Raw genomic sequence first — 14,613 nt, 5'->3', positions numbered from 1 at the left:
TTTACCTGAAACAGATTTTTATAGTGTCTTACCTGCTACATATTCAGCCAATCCTTAAAATCCGGAGCTTTGCTGCTGCTAATGATAATGTCTTTTTCAGTGGCAGGGTGTAACAGCACGGAGAGTCTGCCTTTAAAGTAGGGTCGTACTTCCTGCACAGCATCGATATGCAAAATAAGCTGCCTGTTTGCCCGAAAGAAGATAGCGCGGTCGAGTTGCTCTTCTAGCTGGTCCAGGGTATAGTTAATGATAAAGCGTTTGTTTTGCTTTGTCACAAGAAACACGACCCCTTCTTCTGCCCAGAAGTAGGATACTTCTTCCACGGGAATGGTTTTAATGGCCTGGCCCAGCTTTACCAGGAACCTTGATTTTGCTTGCTTTAGCTGTTGTGACTGCAAGAGATGTTGCAGCTGGCTCAAATCCTGCGGTAAGGGACGCTGTTGGCTTTCATACTTTTTCAGGGCATGGGCAACATCTTCTGCCTTGATAGGCTTAAGTATGTAATCTATACTGTTTACTTTAAAAGCCTCTAGTGCATACTGGTTATAAGCAGTCGTGAAGATGACCGGGCAGCTAATGGCTACCTGCCTGAAGATCTCAAAACTGCTACCATCAGAAAGGTGGATGTCGCAGAAGACGAGATCTGGTGCCTGGTGCAGGTTAAACCACTGCACAGCCTCTTCCACCGATCCGATCTTGGATAGAATTTCTGTCTGCGGCCGAAGCCTTTTCACGATCGCAGCCAAGGCATCGGCCGCCAGTTGCTCATCCTCAACTATAACTACTTTCATATCGGGTTACATCAAGTAAAGGTAAAGCTACGGTAAAAGTCTGCTCATTTTGCGCGACCTCCACTTTCTCATGGGTAAAATAATTATACCTGCTGCTGATGTTCTGCAGCCCAACCTTGGTGGAGGTTACCCCCTCCAGCCGGGGCTGCAGGTTATTTTCCACCACCAGCTTATCCTCAGAAGTATAAATTCTGATCTGCAGCGGCTTGTTTGCCGTGGATCCATTGTGTTTGATGGCGTTTTCCAGCAGCATCTGCAACGAAGTAGGGGGGAGTTGCAGGTGTAGGCAAGCGGGCGGAACATCCACCTGGAACTGCACATTGTCGCCAAAGCGCGTTTGCATGAGGTAGATGTAGGCGTTTGCCAGGTGCAGCTCCTCCTCAAGCGGTACCAGTTGCTTGTCGCCGCTGTCGAGCAGCGCGCGGTATACTTCAGCCAATTGGCTCAGGAAGGTGGCGGCTTTGTCCGGATCTACATAGATCAGCGAGTTGAGCACGTTCAGGCTGTTGAACAGGAAGTGTGGGTTCACCTGGTTTTTCAGCGACTCCAGCTGCGCCCGAAAGTTCTCTTTCTGCAGCTGCTCGGCACGCAGGTGCTCGGCCTGAAGCTGTTTTATGTTGCGCTGGCGCTCCACGAAGTAGTAGAAGAAAAGCGACGCCACACTGCTGATGACATAGGCCAACCGTACCCGTTCGGGCAACAGTTCTACTTCTGTATCTGCCAGGTAATAGATGACCCTGTAGGGAACATAGTAAAGCACGAAACAAAGTATAACACTACTGATGACCACCGTAATGCCTTCTAAAACTGCTTTCCAGCTACCTGAAAGGCGGCTGAAATATCCTGATGTATAGGCTTTGGAAATAAAGCTGTTCGACACGAAGATAGCCAGCAGGAAGAAAAAGGCAATTACCAACTCCACCAGTATGCCCGTGTTAAAGAGCCAGATGGTGCCTTGGTGTACAAACACCAAGGCATAGTATAAAAGTACCGTCGTGAGCGCGGCGGTAGCAACCTGTTTCAGGAAGGGTTTATACTTCACGCGCATCTTACACATTACAAAAGGTCAAAAACATGCTATCGGGAGGGGATTAGGTTACGGCTCATCTTCGGATCGAATTAAATCTATTTGCAAGTCAAAAGCAAACAGGAGGTTTGGCGGTGAACTTATACTATGGTGACCGCTTCATTACCTTAAACGGCTTTTTCATCCGGAAGGCATTCCAATTCATCTCACCCAAATCCGGGTTCATTCCCCTCAGATCCCGGTTCATCAGCATCAGATTTCTTAGGCTCTTAGGGCTTAACATCTTTGTCATACCTCAGCAACAGAGCTGAAGGAAAAACGGATGTAAAACTTAAAAAATAAAACTATGAAACGTTATCTATTCCTGATTTTCCTGGCCCTCTCCGTAATCGGTTCAGAGGCCATCGCACAAGGTATACTTTCTGGTACTGTGCAGGATGGACAGGGCCAGCCGCTCGGCTTTGTGAATGTCGCGGTGCTGAAGGCAACAGACGAAGCGGTGGTGACCGGTACGATTGCCGACATGGAAGGCGGATTCCAGATCGTGACGCCTGCCGCCGGAAAGTATAAACTGAAGCTAAGTATGGTGGGCTATACTTCCACGGAGACTGCCCCGTTCGAAGTGACGGGCAGCGATTTCAGCAAAGATTTTGGGGCGATAACTCTAAAGGAGGATGCCCAGCTGCTGCGCGAGGTAACCGTACAGGCCATGCGCCCGACCGTAGTAACGCATGCCGATAAAACAGTGGTGAACGTGGAGGGAACGGCCATGGCTGCAGGTGCGACAGCCTTTGAGGTGCTTACCAAGTCGCCGGGTGTGTGGGTGGACCAGGACGGCAATATCCAGCTGAACGGCAAAGCCGGCGTGCAGATCATGATCGATGGCAGACGAGCGTACCTTTCCGGTAAAGAACTGCAGAACCTGCTGCAGAGTATGTCTTCCGACAACATCAAGGACCTGGAGATTGTCACCAACCCTTCCGCAAAGTATGAGGCAGAGGGTGCTTCCGGTATCATCAACATCAACCTGAAAAAGAACACAACCGGCGGCATGAACGGGAGTGTGTATGCCGGGTATCAGTACTGCGAACTTCATGGCTACACCGCCGGTACGGATTTGAACTATAAGCAGGGCAAGTGGAGCTCGTTTGTGAACCTGGATCTGGCCGAACGTACCAACTACCGCACCAATGACATGCAGCGTATTTACCTGGAGAAGCAGGGGCTAACACTCAATCAGAATGTAGTGGAGAAAGGCACCCGCTTTATACCTGCCTTGCGCTTAGGCGCAGACTATACTTTGAACAGCAAGCAAAGCGTCGGGTTTCTGGCAAACGCTTCTTTTTACAACACAGAAGACAGGGTCAACACAAACGCCTACCTGCGCGACAGCCAGCCGGAGAACGACCTGTATATAAAGGCAGACAACCACTCAAAGACTGACTATGGCAACACTACCCTTAACCTGCACTACCTGGGCAAACTGGACTCGCTCGGCACGTCACTTTCAGCCGACCTGGATTACGTGAGACTAACGAGCGAAGATGAGTCGCGTTTTCTGAACAAGTATGACAGCCTGGGTAATAACTCACCTGTTTTGACGGACTTGCTTACCTCCGAGAATCCGAGCAACTATGATATCTACGCCGCCAGAGCCGACTTTGCCAAGCCGCTCGGGAAAGGCCGCAAACTGGAACTAGGCGCCAAGGCAAGCCGCGTGGTGTCTGACAACGAACTCAGGTTTTACCAAACAGCAGACGGTAAGAACGTACTCGATAGCAGCAGAAGCAACCACTTTATCTACAAAGAGAACATCTACGCTGCTTATGCAAACTATTCTGCGAGCCTGGGTGAAAAATGGAATCTGCAAGGAGGCCTGCGCGCCGAGCAAACCTTCACAAACGGGAAATCAGTAACGCTGAACGAGCGCACCAAAAAGTCTTACCTGGACCTGTTCCCAAGCCTGTTCCTGCAGCAAAATGTGAGTGAGAACTACCAGATCAGCTACAACTACAGTCGCCGCATCAGTAGGCCAAGGTATAGTGCGCTGAACCCGTTCGTGTTTTACCTGGATCCATACTCTGTGGTGCTTGGAAATCCTGACCTGAAGCCACAGTACACGCATTCGTTCTCCGTTACCCAAACGCTGCAGCAGCGCTACAACCTGGTGTTGGACTACGCGGTTACCAAGGATTTTATCGTAGAGGTTCCTGCCAAAACATCATCAGACGAGGTAACCTTATTTCAGCAGCAGAACGTGGATGACATGCAGAGCGCGAGTGCTACCTTGGTGGCCCCGATGCGGGTATCTGCCAAGTGGGAAATGAACAACAGCGCCACCTTGCTTTACCAGAACTTTGCCCAAAGGAGGGGCGACCAGGTGCTGGAGAACAAGCAGGTAACGTTTATGGCCCAGTCGAACCACAACGTGCAACTGCCGGCAAGCGTGCGCCTGGAAGTTAACGCCGGTTACCGCGGCCCAATGGCCTATGGCCTATACGAGCTTCATGGGAACTGGTGGGTAGATGCCGGCCTGAAGCGCTCCTTCCTGAACGACAAGCTGGACCTGAGCCTGAACGTGACAGACATTTTCCGCAGCAAAATGTTGGAGGGAGTGACACAGGTAGAAGGTTACGCCATCAGCGCAGAGCAGTACCAGGGCACCCAGAGCTTCCGCTTTAATTTGCGTTACCGCTTTAACAAAGGCGAGAAAGTAAACATGAAGAAGCGCAATGTCAACCTGGACGAAGTGAACAGAGCAGGTGGAAATTAAACCTTAACCATTAAGTTTTAGGCTGGTTTCAAGTTGGTAGGTTGGCGCATCATATTCATAGAGCAATAAGGTATGAGGTTATGTGTCAATACGCTGTGTGTCATAGAGATGCGAATCTAATGTCATCAAAATCTAGGGCAATAGCAGGAACGAGAAGGAAGCGTTTGCATTTCTAGCAGAAAGTATAAAACTGGATAATATCTTTCCTAGAGTGTGAGACTGTTCCCCGTAAGTTTAACCTGTGTAGATCAAAAGTATGCCCCACTCCGTGAAGGAAGTGGGGCAGTTTGTTATGCATAAAATAGTAAGGGGAGGTAACCAACGTATGGCCGTGTTTTAGAAGCATCCGGTTGGGATACTCTCCAGAAAATGGTGTTAGTTACCTCTGTAGGTGGCGTAACCGTAAGGAGACAGCGTGATGGGAACGTGGTAGTGGTTGTTGTCCTTGATTTGGAACACTACCTCAATAAAAGGGTAGAAGCTTTCCGTTTTTTGGCTTTTGAAATAGTCAGCGATTATAAAACGGAGTCTGTAAATGCCTTTATTATCTTTTTTAGAGGGCAGAAACTCCTTAATGCGTCCGTCCTTATCCGTTATCTTCTCATCAATCTGATTCCACGACTGGGTCTTCTCATCCAGCTTCTCTAACCTGACCGGTACGCCTGGGGCAGGGGTGCCGGTAGACACATCCAGAATATGACTGGATAACTGGTAGGTATTGGTCTGTGCAAAGGCAACGCTTGCTGCCAGCGCAAATACCAGGCATAAAATTAATTTTCTCATAGTGAAAGTATAAAGTTTAATGTATAAGTATGGCTGCCTCTTCTATAGCCGCAGCTTTGGCAATGTTGTGATCATTTTCAGGACCGCCGCCTCCGGCTACGCCAATTCCTCCGATAATTTGTCCGTTGTACCAGATGGGGCAACCGCCGCCCAGCAGTAGCAGCTCCGGAAGGTTAGCCAGGTTTTCGGTATCGGCGTTGGCTTTGGCGTTGCGTGCCAGCTGCAGGGTAGGCGTTTTGGTGGAGAGCGAGGTATAGGCTTTTCTTCTGGCCGCTTCGGTATTGTGTGGGCCCACACCATTGCCCCGCGTGAGCATGATCACCTGCCCCGAGGCATCCACAATGGCAATGCTCACATCCTTGTTCAACGATTTGGCCGCAGCCCGGGCACGGTTTGTCAGCTCCGAGGCTGCCTCCAGGGTGAGTTGGTGCGCGTCGGCTGTGTATTTTGTCTTTGCCTGCTTTTCAGTTTGCCCCTGATGAGTACTGGTCTGTGCCAGCGATACCACCGGGATGAGCAGGAGTAACAGTAACTTTAGTAAATGAGTAATATATCAATTTTTTACAAAATTACCCGCGCTTCTTGTGAAAAGCATTGCCCTAGGTCAACGTTTTCAAAGCCTGGCTTTTATCCTGCTTAGGGTAGAAGGGGAGAGGCCCAGGTAAGAGGCGGCCATTTTATTGGAGACGCGAGTCAATAGGTTTGGCTGGTGCTGGACAAGCCATTTTACTTTTTCCATTGCATCAAACCCCTGAAAACCGTAGATACGCTTTTGGGCAGTGATAAAACCCAGTTCCAGAATCTGCCTGTAGATGAATGCGAACTGAGGCACGGTGTCAACTAAGCGATAGAAGTCAGTTCTGGAGATTCTGAGCAGCTCTGATTTTTCTATGGTCTGCATGTATTCGCGTGCGGGCGTCTGATCAATCAGGCTGGGCAGGGCTGTCCCAAACCCTCCTTCAAAGGCGAAGAACCGCGTTGTTTCAATTCCCTCCTTGTTAATGGTGTAAAGCCGAATGCTCCCTTTGTTCACAAAATAATAGTGCTGGCATGTATCGCTGTAGTTGAGCAAAAGCTCGTTTCGTTTAGCTTTTACCAGCGCAAAGTGAGAGCAGATTGAATCCAGGGAGGCGTCATCTATACTTGTTCTGCTTTTTATAAAAGCTTTCAAAAGGCTATACATGGTATCCGTAGTCGTACTTTTCTGAAATTAATAGGTGGCTAGCAGCGTGATCTCAGTCTGAGCTTGGAGATAAACCGCTCGCAGGCAGCAAAGTTTTTTAAATTCTTGTGCCGCATAGAGATATGTAAGCTGTGACTTGCTAGCAGTGTGCGAGCGGTAAGACCAAAGCTGTTGCAGGGCGCGTCTAGAGCCTACTTATAGCTTCACAGACAGCGGTTTATCATATAGACAAAAGCTAACTAAACTATAGCTCGGTTTTCTGTTGCCGTAACAGGTACAGTAGTATTAGGGAGAAAGAGGTGCCGCATTCGCCTATGGCCTGTTTGCAAGTGTAACGTATTGCAATGGTCTGGCGCTCAGCTCTAGGGGGAGTCTACTTCTACGATTTGTGATGCTGAAGTACATCAAAAAAGCCGCTCCAGTTTTACCTGAAGCGGCTTTCAGTAGCCCGTAGGGGAATCGAACCCCTGTTACCAGAATGAAAATCTGGCGTCCTAACCCCTAGACGAACGGGCCGAATGTTTACTATAACGTGTCGTTCTTGTTGATTGACGGTGCAAATATAGCTTGTGTTTCCAGATATACAATATCTCTGCGAAAATATTTTTTGGTTTTATACGTAAGCCTTTCAAGATGAGGTGATAAAAAAATATTGGCTTTACACTATGCTAAATCGTAACTTAGCAACATTAAAAAACTCTCAATAACTAGATACCATGTCTAAAATTAAAGTTGCAATTAACGGTTTCGGCCGTATCGGCAGGCTTACGTTTAAGGCCCTGCTTCAGAAAGAAAATGTAGAGGTGGTTGCGATCAACGACCTGACAGATACAAAAACGCTGGCACACTTGCTAAAGTATGACTCTGTGCATGGCAAGTTCAATGGCACGGTGGAGGCTTCTGAAGGTGGCATCATCGTGAACGGAAATGAAATTAAGATCACTGCGGAGCGCGAGCCGAAGAACCTGCCTTGGGGCAAATTGGGCGTAGACGTCGTGCTGGAGTCTACAGGACGCTTTGTGGATGAGCAGGGCGCTAGCGGCCACCTGGAAGCCGGTGCCAAAAAAGTAGTGATCTCTGCTCCGGCCAAAGGCAACATTAAAACAGTTGTGCTGGGCGTGAACGAGGACGTGCTGACTGGCGACGAGACCATCGTTTCGAACGCATCCTGTACGACCAACTGCCTTGCGCCTATGGCGAAGGTGCTGGATGATGCTTTCGGCATCGAGAAAGGCTATATCACCACAGTGCACGCTTACACGGCTGACCAGAACCTGCAGGACGGTCCGCACAAAGACCTGCGCCGTGCCCGTGCCGCCGCTTACTCTATTGTGCCAACCTCTACAGGTGCCGCTAAGGCCGTAGGACTGGTGCTGCCTCACCTGAAAGGCAAACTGGACGGCGTGGCCATGCGCGTGCCAATTCCAGATGGCTCCCTGACTGACCTTACCTGCATCCTGAAAAAGCCGGTAACGAAAGAGGAGATCAATGCTGCCATGAAAAAGGCCGCGGAAGGCGATCTGAAAGGTATACTAGAGTATACTGAAGACCCGATCGTTTCTATCGACATCGTGGGTAACACCAGCTCTTGTATTTTTGACGCCGAGATGACTTCTGCCAACGAAACGCTGGTAAAAGTGGTGGGCTGGTACGATAACGAGACTGGCTACTCAAACCGTGCTGCGGACCTGATCACGCGCATTGGTTAATTAAACAGTTTCTTATGGAAGTATAACGGGCCGGCCTCCAGGGGTTGGCCCGTTGTTTTTGCGGCCTATGCAAACAAGTCCTTTCTTATAATAGTATAAAATGACGTAGATCATCGTGTATATTATAAAAGGACTATACTTTTGCGTAACTTATAGCACTGAAGTATGCGCTATGGATTTGCCGGTTATACTTTCAGCTGCGTATCACAACAGGAAACATACATCCATCTAAACCGCACAAAACATGAGAAGGATTTTAGTACCCACTGATTTTTCGGAAGAGGCGCGCAATGCCTACGAAGTAGCCATCTCGATTGCCCGCCGCACGGGGGCTGCCATAAAGCTGCTGCACGTAGTGGAGGCGCCTTATTACTCCTCTAACTTCAGCGCCACCGGCGACACCATGGTTGGCTCTGATAGTATGGAGCAGCTGTTTATGGTGCAGCTATTGGAAACAACTAAAAACCAGATGAACGAGCTGTTGCGTACCGTGCCGCACGACGGCGTGGATGTCGTGCAGGAGGTGGATGTAGACAGGCCGATCAACAAAATCAAAAGAACGATAAAAGAGGACCATGTGGACCTGGTGGTGATGGGCTCCAAGGGCTCCAGCGGCCTGGACGAGTTTTTAATAGGCTCTAACACCGAGAAAGTGGTGCGCTCTGCTGATTGCCCGGTGCTTACCGTAAAGCACCGCAACCCGGATTTTGACGTGCAGGAGATTGTGCTGGCCTCAGACTTCAAGCGCGAGATCAGCACTGCCATGAACGAGTTTAAGAAGTTTCAGCAGCTGTTCGATGCCCGCCTGCACCTGGTTTACATCAACACGCCCGGCGCTTTTGAGTCGAGTTCTAACCTGCGCCAGAAGCTGCAGCACACCGCCGACAAGTATGGCCTGCAGAATTATACTATAAACGTGTACAACGATGTGTTGGAAGAAGACGGCATCCTGCACTTTGCCAACGACATACGCGCTGACCTGATCATGATGGCGACCCACGGCAGAACCGGCCTGTCGCACCTGCTGAGCGGAAGCATCGCCGAAGACCTGGTAAACCATACCCGCGTGCCGGTGCTCACGGTTCACCTGAAATAGCCTAATCAAATAAATAACTTCAAGCCTGATGCCTGTACAAGCGTCAGGCTTTTTTTATTAACGCCCGAAAAAAGGTATTTTTGTGCTACAGGCAACGCCGAAGATATGAGCAAGCGCACGAAAGTCAGGTTTATCATCAACCCAACATCCGGACCCAAGAGCCGCGTGGATGTGACTGCCCGCATACAACAGCACCTGAACCACCAGAAGTTTGAGTATGAGCTGGTGTATACGGAGTATGCCGGCCATGCACCAAAACTGGCCCGCGAGGCAGCCAATGCCGGCGTGGAGGTGGTGGTGGCCGTCGGTGGTGACGGAACCGTGAACGAAGTAGCCCGCGGGCTGTTAAACACGGACACGGCGCTGGCCATACTTCCCAAAGGCTCGGGCAACGGGCTGGCGCGCCACCTCAAGGTACCCATGAACATAGACGGGGCGCTGCGGGTGCTCAACCAAGAGAACATCACGACCATAGACAGCGGCGAGATAAACGGGCTTCCCTTCTTTACCACTGCCGGTATCGGTTTCGACGCCTACATCAGCTCGGTGTTTGCCGGTAACCAAAAGCGCGGCCTGCAGACCTATGTAGAGTTGGTGATGAAGGAGGTGCGCAACTATACCCATTTGCCCGTAAAAGCAAGTATAAACGGCAACTCCCTGGAAACCGACTGTTACGTCATGGCTTTTGCCAACGCGGCGCAGTATGGCAACAATGCTTACATAGCGCCCTTGGCCGATATCCGGGATGGCTTGTTGGATGTGTGCCTGGTGCGCCGGATGGACCTAGTTAAGGCGCTGGATATTAGCTACTGCATGCTCACGAAGCAATTGGCCAATGCCAGTAGTGCAGAGTACTTTAAAACGGCGGAGCAGGTAACGGTTGAGACAGAGGAGGAGATGATGTTTCATGTAGACGGTGACTACATGGGCAAAGCGCGCAAGTTTGAAGTACGCATGCGGCCGCTGTCGCTGAGGGTGCTGGTGCCTTAGTATCATTACGAACGAGTTATGATGAGTTAGGGATAAATGCACATTATAATAACAGGATTTTCAATCAGCCCTTACGCATCAACGATCATTAATTAAAAAACGATGGGAGATAAGAATAAGAAAGGCCGGCAGGGGGTAGTGTATTCTACTAACCAGAATTTCAATTACGACTATGAGCAGGAGCAGGACCAGGAAACGCTGCCGCCACAGCAGCAGAACCTGAAAGTAATGCTCGACAAGAAAGCCCGTGGCGGCAAGCAGGTAACGCTGGTCACTGGCTTTGTGGGAACGGATGAGGACCTGAAGGAACTGGGTAAAATGCTGAAGAGCAAGTGCGGCGTAGGCGGCTCCGCCAAAGACGGCGAGATCCTGATCCAGGGCGACTTCCGCGACAAAGCGGTGCAGGTGCTGCAGGCCGCCGGCTACAAAGCCAAGAAAGCGGGAGGGTGATTTGAGTTGGGGAGTGAGAGAGTTTGAAGATTCTGTGCTGCCTCTCTTCTGCCGCGGGTTTGCAATTGGTGGACTAACTTGATATTGAGTTTGCAACTCAACCGGACTCGGAGAGGCCAATCTTTAGGGCTTGCCCACAAGGCTTTCAGGTATACTTTTCTGCACCGCAGAAAGCAAGTTGAAAACTTACTAGATGGGAAGCCATAAGTTATACGCTCCACAAAATTGCGGCAGTATAAAGGCTTTAACTTACTTACTATCTCTAACTCCTCAACTCCAAAACTCATTAGCCCGCTAACTTCTCCAGGTATTTCTTCGGGCCTTCAAGTATCCAGAAGTTCGTTGTCTTTTGTACAAATACTTTTCCGGCCATGGCCGAGGCTTTAGGAGGAACGGGCTTGTATACCTGGTCCTGGGCTTTAGTGAACCCGATTTCCTCCAATCGCTGCTGCAGCTGCTTGGAAGTATACTTCTGCAGGGGCACCCGCACTTCTATGCGGCGGTACAACACCAGCATGGTGATACTAAACAGGAGCGAAAACAAAGCTGCGTTGAAAGCGATCTCCTGCAGCAGCTGTGCTGAGCCCTCCTCTGCAAAACGCCCATTTAAGCCATACCAGGCTGCCGTTAAGAGACAGTACATCACAAAAAAGTATAAATTAAGCCGCACGAAGCGAAGCAACGTATAGTTCCGCATTTTAATTGGTAAAGGCTAAGGGGGAGTAATCAATGATTAAGTTGCTTTGAGCCAGTGCTATAACTGTACAAATGATAGGTTTGTCTTTAATTGACTCAAGCCACTTCCTAACTCCTCCAAGTAGGGGGATTACCTACTCTTCTGAGAAATTCCCCTCCATGGAGGGGTTAGGGGTGGGTTCACACCTGCACTGTATTAGTAAATCGCTACTGAGGTTAATTAATCACTCCTCATCAACAATTATTCACTGCCCGCTCCAGGTCTTCCGGGGTATCGATGCCGATGGTTTCGTGGTGGGTAAGGGCCGTGGTGATGCGGAAGCCGTTCTCCAGCCAGCGCAATTGCTCCAGCGACTCCGCCAGCTCCAGCGTCGAAGGCGGCAGTTGCGTGATCTGCTCCAGAATATCCGCCCGATACCCGTAAATGCCGATGTGCTTGTAGTAGGTATGCTGTTTGTGCCAGATGTCGTTGGGCACGTTGCGGCAGTAGGGTATAGGCTGCCGGCTAAAGTATAGGGCCTCGCCTGAAGTGCTCAGCACCACTTTAGGTGAGTTCACGTTAAACAGCTCCTCGGCTGTCTCCACTTTCTTTACCAGGGTGGCCAGCTGCGTCTGCGGCTTTTCGAAACACTTTGCCACCAGCTCGATCTGCTCCGGATGAATAAATGGCTCGTCGCCCTGTATGTTGATGATGTACTCGTAGGGCTGGTTGTGCAGTTTGTACGCCTCGAAGCAGCGGTCGGTGCCGCTTTGGTGCTCGCTGCCCGTTAAAACAGCCTTGCCCCCGAAAGCCTGCACGTGCTCCAGTATACGGTTGTCGTCGGTGGCCACGAGCACTTCTGCCAACCCAGACTGGCTGGCCTGCTCGTATACCCGCTGAATCATACTTTTGCCTTTGATGTCGGTAAGGGGTTTGCCGGGGAAACGGGTGCTGGCGTAGCGCGCCGGTATAATGCCGAGTACTTCCATATCAAAACAGGGTTTGGAGTGAGTACCAAAGTTAAGCAAGTGCGGGCACTAATCCAGCGGCTAAGCGGCTTAACTTATCGGCTTAAGCCAGGTGGCGCCTATTCCAGGTCTTTTCGGCTTCTGGAGGTGATCTGCACCAGGTTCTGAAGTATGGTCAGGCTGAGGTAGAGGTACTTTCGCATAGGAACGGCATAGGGCTCTACTTTACAGAGCCAGCTTTGCGCTAAATGGTTGCAGACCCCAGGGAATTATCGCTTTCTGAGCTCCAGTACTTTTACTTTATTTATGTCTAAGGCTGACCTGCAGTACCTGCCAAGGGTATGATAGTTTACGATCTTGGCTTCTACCTCAACAGGCGTGTTGTCTTTGAAGGAATCAGGGATAAAGTCATCGTTGATCACTTTATGGGTGGTGTTGCCGATCTCTAATGTAAAGCCGCAGCCATCCACAGCAAATTCGCCCGTCCAATGCAGCGTAGCATCCACGGTTTCGATGTTAGGGTTATCCGATGCCTCTTTTTTACAGCCGGCGCATAGAAATACGATGCTTGCCAGTAGCGGTAGGAATAAATGCCTCATACGGTTTCTTCTTTATGGAGAAGAGCCTTACGGAACGTCAAAGGTTGCATAGGTGGGCGAGTGGGAGTAATTTAAAGCGAAAGCCGTTCCTGCTGCAAGTGTAAAGTATAGTCGGCTCATACGTTTGGCTCAATCTTCTTCACCCGCAGGGCAAAGGTACTCTGGTCTATCACCTGCACCGTATCGCCTTTTTCGATGAAGCCGTCGCGGGCCTGGGCATCGTAGAGGGTATCGTCGATCAGCACGCGGCCGGAAGGGGCCATGCGGGTGTGGGCTGTGCCGGTTTTCCCTACCAAATGCTCGGCACTGTTGGCAGAGCGGTAACCCTCACGGCTATGGAACGTGTTCTGCAGCACCACGCGCTGCATAGAGCGGCTGTGCAGCAGCCGGTTCCAGGTAATGGCGATCACCACGGCAGCCCCTGCCATGCCTGCCACCACTGCTATCATACTTTTCATCAGGTTTTCAGAGGGCACAAAGGTAAAATCGAACAGCTGGTTGTTCACCATCACCAGCACCAGCGAAACCACCGTCAGCACAATGCCGCTAATGCCCGTAATGCCGAAGCCCGGCACCACAAACAGTTCCAGCAGAATAAGTATGATACCGGCCACAAACATCAGGATCTCCCAGTTCTCGGCCAGCCCATTTAGGTAGTATGGCACCAGGTACAGCACCCCGGCCACAATAGCGGCCAAAAGCGGAAAACCAACGCCCGGCGTCTGCAGCTCAAAGTATAAGCCACCGACAATCACGAGTAACAGGATGCCGCTGATAAAAGGGTTCAGGAAAAAGGAAATGATGCGGTCGGCAGAGCTGAGTTGGTAACGGACGATCTGGGCGTCCTGTAGCTGCAGCTTCTCCAGCACCTCGTCCACGTTTGTTGCCGCGCCTTCGCAAAAGCCATACTTTATAGCCTCTGATGTGGTGAGGGTCAGCACTTGTCCGGCAGAAAGGGTGCTGTCTACGCTTGCCTCCACCATGGCCTCTGCCAAATGCGGGTTGCGGCCGTTGGCCTCTGCCGTGGAGCGCATGATGGAGCGCATGTAGCTCTGGTATTTGCCGGGAGCGGCCTGCCCGTCTGCGCCTACCACCGTGGCGGCCCCGATGTTGGCGCCCGGAGCCATGTAAATGCTGTCGCAGGCAAGCGAGATAAGGGCACCTGCCGAGGCGGCGTTCTTGTTGATGAACACATACACCGGCTTGGGGTACTCCAGCAGGCGCGTCCGGATCTCATCGGCATCGTTCAGGGCCCCTCCAAAGGTATCCAGCACCAGCAGCACGTGGTCGGCCTCTTGCGCAGTAGCCTCTTGCAGCGCCAGCTCCACATACCGGTTCGTGCGCGGGTCAATTTCCGATTTTACCTCCATCAACAGTACTTTGTCCTGGCGCTTTTGCGCCACAGCCAGCAGAGGCAGCAGGCAAAGCAGCAGAAAGGGCAGGGGCAAATGCCGGAGCTTTAAACGGATTTCCATAGATTTGTATTGGGTTTTAGCCTGGTTCAGCAGATAATATAGTAAAAACTCTACGCATATCATACCTCCATCCTTTACATACGATTTTAAGGC

The 14,613-nt window shown here is 50.7% G+C and carries 14 protein-coding genes and 1 tRNA gene; 5 read left to right on the top strand and 10 right to left on the bottom strand.

Translation table 11 applies throughout. The features are described 5' to 3' along the window. Window positions 1-35 precede the first annotated feature (35 nt). Together FJM65_RS18815 and FJM65_RS18810 are read right to left on the bottom strand one after the other, a co-directional pair. A complete protein-coding gene (locus FJM65_RS18815; protein WP_140623623.1) occupies window positions 36-791 on the bottom strand; it encodes a LytR/AlgR family response regulator transcription factor in 756 nt (251 codons plus the stop codon). Next, window positions 772-1,848: a sensor histidine kinase gene (locus FJM65_RS18810; protein ID WP_140623621.1), complete on the bottom strand. Its 1,077-nt coding sequence runs from the start codon at window positions 1,846-1,848 to the stop codon at window positions 772-774. The genes FJM65_RS18815 and FJM65_RS18810 overlap by 20 nt, the downstream gene beginning before the upstream one ends. 316 nt (window positions 1,849-2,164) lie before the next feature. On the opposite strand from FJM65_RS18810, the gene FJM65_RS18805 reads away from it, so the two are divergent. Further along, the gene (locus tag FJM65_RS18805) at window positions 2,165-4,591 is read left to right on the top strand and encodes a TonB-dependent receptor domain-containing protein (RefSeq protein WP_140623619.1); all 2,427 of its coding nucleotides are present in this window, start codon (window positions 2,165-2,167) and stop codon (window positions 4,589-4,591) included. Between the two features lie 375 nt (window positions 4,592-4,966). Here FJM65_RS18805 and uraH read toward each other — a convergent pair whose 3' ends face one another. From uraH to FJM65_RS18785, 4 genes are all read right to left on the bottom strand, one after another. Further along, on the bottom strand, window positions 4,967-5,374 hold the full coding sequence (gene uraH / locus FJM65_RS18800) for a hydroxyisourate hydrolase (RefSeq protein ID WP_140623616.1): 408 nt from the start codon (window positions 5,372-5,374) through the stop codon (window positions 4,967-4,969). A gap of 16 nt (window positions 5,375-5,390) precedes the next feature. Further along, entirely contained in the window at window positions 5,391-5,882 is a 492-nt protein-coding gene (locus FJM65_RS18795; RefSeq protein WP_239023024.1) for a heme-binding protein, read from the bottom strand. A gap of 105 nt (window positions 5,883-5,987) precedes the next feature. Then, entirely contained in the window at window positions 5,988-6,545 is a 558-nt protein-coding gene (locus FJM65_RS18790; RefSeq protein ID WP_239023023.1) for a Crp/Fnr family transcriptional regulator, read from the bottom strand. Between the two features lie 456 nt (window positions 6,546-7,001). Continuing rightward, window positions 7,002-7,073 (bottom strand) — tRNA-Glu (locus FJM65_RS18785). Between the two features lie 200 nt (window positions 7,074-7,273). Here FJM65_RS18785 and gap point away from each other — a divergent pair. The 4 genes from gap (at window position 7,274) to FJM65_RS18765 (ending at window position 10,802) form a co-directional block, all read left to right on the top strand. Beyond that, window positions 7,274-8,266 (top strand): type I glyceraldehyde-3-phosphate dehydrogenase, encoded by a 993-nt coding sequence (gene gap / locus FJM65_RS18780; protein WP_140623610.1) that lies wholly within the window; start codon window positions 7,274-7,276, stop codon window positions 8,264-8,266. 244 nt (window positions 8,267-8,510) lie between these two features. Then, window positions 8,511-9,362: a universal stress protein gene (locus FJM65_RS18775; RefSeq protein ID WP_140623608.1), complete on the top strand. Its 852-nt coding sequence runs from the start codon at window positions 8,511-8,513 to the stop codon at window positions 9,360-9,362. 105 nt (window positions 9,363-9,467) lie between these two features. Beyond that, entirely contained in the window at window positions 9,468-10,352 is an 885-nt protein-coding gene (locus FJM65_RS18770) for a diacylglycerol/lipid kinase family protein (RefSeq protein WP_140623606.1), read from the top strand. A 102-nt stretch (window positions 10,353-10,454) separates the two neighbouring features. After that, on the top strand, window positions 10,455-10,802 hold the full coding sequence (locus tag FJM65_RS18765; protein WP_140623604.1) for a translation initiation factor: 348 nt from the start codon (window positions 10,455-10,457) through the stop codon (window positions 10,800-10,802). Between the two features lie 286 nt (window positions 10,803-11,088). Here FJM65_RS18765 and FJM65_RS18760 read toward each other — a convergent pair whose 3' ends face one another. The 4 genes from FJM65_RS18760 to FJM65_RS18745 all read right to left on the bottom strand — a co-directional run bounded on the left by FJM65_RS18760 (window position 11,089) and on the right by FJM65_RS18745 (window position 14,520). After that, entirely contained in the window at window positions 11,089-11,499 is a 411-nt protein-coding gene (locus FJM65_RS18760; RefSeq protein WP_140623602.1) for a hypothetical protein, read from the bottom strand. A 233-nt stretch (window positions 11,500-11,732) separates the two neighbouring features. Then, window positions 11,733-12,467 carry a 3-deoxy-manno-octulosonate cytidylyltransferase gene (kdsB, locus tag FJM65_RS18755; RefSeq protein ID WP_140623599.1) on the bottom strand — a complete coding sequence of 245 codons (735 nt, stop codon included), beginning with the start codon at window positions 12,465-12,467 and terminating at the stop codon, window positions 11,733-11,735. Window positions 12,468-12,715: 248 nt separating this feature from the next. Next, window positions 12,716-13,045: a hypothetical protein gene (locus tag FJM65_RS18750; protein ID WP_140623597.1), complete on the bottom strand. Its 330-nt coding sequence runs from the start codon at window positions 13,043-13,045 to the stop codon at window positions 12,716-12,718. A 116-nt stretch (window positions 13,046-13,161) separates the two neighbouring features. Continuing rightward, window positions 13,162-14,520, bottom strand: coding sequence for an NfeD family protein (locus tag FJM65_RS18745; protein WP_140623595.1), 1,359 nt, complete (start codon window positions 14,518-14,520; stop codon window positions 13,162-13,164). Window positions 14,521-14,613: the final 93 nt, after the last annotated feature.

It is taken from the genome of Pontibacter mangrovi (genome assembly GCF_006385705.1).
In the GTDB taxonomy this organism is placed as follows: Bacteria; Bacteroidota; Bacteroidia; order Cytophagales; family Hymenobacteraceae; genus Pontibacter; species Pontibacter mangrovi.
Note: the sequence above shows the minus strand (reverse complement) of the source record. Positions and strands in the feature narration are given on the sequence as shown.

Excerpts from the sequence above, each read along its gene's own strand:
- FJM65_RS18815 (WP_140623623.1), bottom strand. The coding sequence starts at position 791 with ATGAAAGTAGTTATAGTTGAGGATGAGCAACTGGCGGCCGATGCCTTG.
- FJM65_RS18810 (WP_140623621.1), bottom strand. The coding sequence starts at position 1,848 with ATGTGTAAGATGCGCGTGAAGTATAAACCCTTCCTGAAACAGGTTGCT.
- FJM65_RS18805 (WP_140623619.1), top strand. The coding sequence starts at position 2,165 with ATGAAACGTTATCTATTCCTGATTTTCCTGGCCCTCTCCGTAATCGGT.
- uraH (WP_140623616.1), bottom strand. The coding sequence starts at position 5,374 with ATGAGAAAATTAATTTTATGCCTGGTATTTGCGCTGGCAGCAAGCGTT.
- gap (WP_140623610.1), top strand. The coding sequence starts at position 7,274 with ATGTCTAAAATTAAAGTTGCAATTAACGGTTTCGGCCGTATCGGCAGG.
- FJM65_RS18775 (WP_140623608.1), top strand. The coding sequence starts at position 8,511 with ATGAGAAGGATTTTAGTACCCACTGATTTTTCGGAAGAGGCGCGCAAT.
- FJM65_RS18770 (WP_140623606.1), top strand. The coding sequence starts at position 9,468 with ATGAGCAAGCGCACGAAAGTCAGGTTTATCATCAACCCAACATCCGGA.
- FJM65_RS18765 (WP_140623604.1), top strand. The coding sequence starts at position 10,455 with ATGGGAGATAAGAATAAGAAAGGCCGGCAGGGGGTAGTGTATTCTACT.
- FJM65_RS18760 (WP_140623602.1), bottom strand. The coding sequence starts at position 11,499 with ATGCGGAACTATACGTTGCTTCGCTTCGTGCGGCTTAATTTATACTTT.
- kdsB (WP_140623599.1), bottom strand. The coding sequence starts at position 12,467 with ATGGAAGTACTCGGCATTATACCGGCGCGCTACGCCAGCACCCGTTTC.
- FJM65_RS18750 (WP_140623597.1), bottom strand. The coding sequence starts at position 13,045 with ATGAGGCATTTATTCCTACCGCTACTGGCAAGCATCGTATTTCTATGC.
- FJM65_RS18745 (WP_140623595.1), bottom strand. The coding sequence starts at position 14,520 with ATGGAAATCCGTTTAAAGCTCCGGCATTTGCCCCTGCCCTTTCTGCTG.